Raw genomic sequence first — 2007 nt, 5'->3', positions numbered from 1 at the left:
ACGACCCTCTTCGAGACCATCCGCTCCCTGAGGCGCCTGGTGAACCGGGGCGAGTGACGGGGGAAACCATGGCCGTCCGCTGGCGTATCGAGCATTTTGGGGAAATCGGCTCGACCTCGGACGCGGTCCGTGAGCGGGCCCGCGCCGGGGAGCCCGAGGGGCTCGTGATAACGGCGGAGACCCAAACCGCCGGCCGGGGACGGGGGGACAACGTCTGGGTCAGCCCGCCGGGCGGTCTCTGGTTCAGTATCCTCCTGCGGCCCCGCCTCGACGCCTCCGCCGCCGACCTCCTCTCCCGGATAGTCCCCGTGGCCCTCCACCCGATTCTCGACCGCTACGTCCCGACGAAAATCAAGCCGCCCAACGATTTCGTCACCCGGGGGCTCAAGTACGGCGGCGTCCTGGTGGAGACGGAACTCCGGGGCGGCAAGGTCGTCTACGCCGTCCTGGGCGTGGGCCTCGACGTCAACTTCGAGCTGGAGCACCTCCCGGAGGGGCTTGCCCGGACGGCCACGACCATTCTCTCCGAGACCGGCCGCCGCCACCCCCTCGACACCCTCCTGGGCGAGCTTCTGGGCTCCCTGGCCGAGACCTACGAGACCCTCAAGCGCGACCCGAACGATATCGCCGACCGCTACCTGGCCCTCGTGGCGATGCACGGGACGGACATTTAAAGGGGCGGGCGACCTCGCGCCCCAGTGTCTTACGGAGTCCGGCGATGCTGAAACGCTGTTTTTTTATCTCGCTGGCCCTGGCTTCCGTCGCGGCCGCGGTCCGGGAACCGCTCGTGCCCGCCGGCGCGGACGGTGAGGCGGCCGCCGCCGCGATTCTGGCCGAGTACATCGAAATCTACGAGCCCGATCTCCGCCTGGGCGACGCCCGGGATCTCTACGGCTGGGGCTGCGGCGACTCACCCGTCGGCTTCATCTTCATCGCGCGCCCCGGCGCGGAAGAGCCGGTCACCTGGGAGGACCAGAGCCGCCTCAAGCACGCCTTCATGGCCACCGCGCCCACCGTCGGCGTGGAGCCGACCCCCGAGCAGCAGGCGATGTGGGTGGAGCTGAAGACCTACCGCCAGTTCACCGTCCTCTTCACCGCGACGGGCCCCAAGGTCGCCTACTTCGGCGCCGTGTACGAAAACGTCTTCCTCACCGAGGGCGTGGTGGACGTGGGCTACGGCCCTTTCGAAAACCAGGTCGGCTTCGGCGTCACCCAGAAGGAGACGACGAGCAAGCGGGTGGGCGACGAATGGGTCCCCATCCTGGTCTACAACTACTTCCCGGTCTTTTCGATGGACGGGGAGCTCTTTTTCGGCCCCTTCCCGCCGGAGATGCTCGAGGGCAACACCGTCCCGTATTTCGACAACGAGACCCTGAACTACCCGGAGCCGGCCGCGTTCAACGCGAGGAACACCGGAGGCGGGTAATCCGTTCGGCGGGTTGGCTGGATAGGGATGCTCCCTCGGCGTGATTCGCGGGGGCGGCCGTCCACGATTGACCGTCGGCGGGTTTTCTCGTCCCCCACTCACATCGCACCCCAGAAGCGGCCCGCGGGGTCCGTTTTTGGTATCATCGCCGGGAGGGGGCGGTCGCCACAATGCAAGTCGTCTTCAGCGAGCGGGACATCGAGCGCCGGGTCGGCGAGCTGGCCCGGGAGATAAACGCCGACCTCGGCGACGGGCCGCTTCTGGTCCTGGGCGTCCTCAAGGGGTCGATCATCTTTTTAGCGGACCTGGTCCGCCGCCTGGAAATGCCCCTCAAGTTCGAGGTGGTGGCGCTCTCCAGCTACCGCGACGGCGACGAGCCGGGGGAGCTCCAATTCTACGGCGAGCTTCCCGAGGCCAGGCCCGACGAGCGCATCATCTTCGTCGAGGACATCGTGGACACGGGGCGGACGCTGACCGAGCTCCGCCGCTTCCTGGATGAGCACTACGGCCGCCCGGTCGCCGTCTGCGCGTTTCTGGACAAGCCGGGACGCAGGCTTCACCGGGTGGACGTAAATTACACC

At 67.7% G+C, this 2007-nt stretch carries 3 protein-coding genes; all 3 read left to right on the top strand.

Annotation, left to right across the window (positions count from 1 at the left end; genetic code table 11):
- The first annotated feature begins 68 nt into the window (after positions 1-68).
- Positions 69-674, top strand: coding sequence for a biotin--[acetyl-CoA-carboxylase] ligase (locus tag NTW26_07245; protein ID MCX7022052.1), 606 nt, complete (start codon positions 69-71; stop codon positions 672-674).
- A gap of 44 nt (positions 675-718) precedes the next feature.
- A complete protein-coding gene (locus NTW26_07240) occupies positions 719-1426 on the top strand; it encodes a hypothetical protein (protein ID MCX7022051.1) in 708 nt (235 codons plus the stop codon).
- A gap of 170 nt (positions 1427-1596) precedes the next feature.
- On the top strand, positions 1597-2007 hold a 411-nt coding region (locus tag NTW26_07235; GenBank protein MCX7022050.1), incomplete at its 3' end, for a phosphoribosyltransferase family protein.

Source organism: bacterium (genome assembly GCA_026398675.1).
Lineage (GTDB): Bacteria > RBG-13-66-14 > RBG-13-66-14 > RBG-13-66-14 > RBG-13-66-14 > RBG-13-66-14.
Note: the sequence above shows the minus strand (reverse complement) of the source record. Positions and strands in the feature narration are given on the sequence as shown.